This is a genomic window from Streptococcus sp. KR, assembly GCF_002238115.1.
Classification (GTDB): Bacteria; Bacillota; Bacilli; order Lactobacillales; family Streptococcaceae; genus Streptococcus.
Map to the genome: position 1 here is coordinate 1 of NZ_NGVM01000380.1, position 214 is coordinate 214.

A 214-nucleotide genomic window follows, 5' to 3' on the forward strand; every position below is an offset into this window, starting at 1 on the left:
ATTGTCACTCAAGCGTGGAGTCCACTTGGCAGAGGGATTGTCTTGGACAACCCAATGCTCGCCAAAATGGCCAAACACCATGGCAAGACGCCCGCCCAAATCATTTTGCGTTGGGACTTGCAAAGAGGCGTCTCCATCATTCCAAAATCCAAGACACCGGAACGAATCAAGGAAAACACCGAACTGGACTTTGAATTAAGCGACGATGAGATGA

1 protein-coding gene is annotated in these 214 nt (G+C 49.1%); it reads left to right on the plus strand.

Annotated features, from left to right (window positions below; genetic code table 11):
• On the plus strand, window positions 1–214 hold a 214-nt coding region (locus tag CBI42_RS12365; protein WP_142294189.1), incomplete at both ends, for an aldo/keto reductase.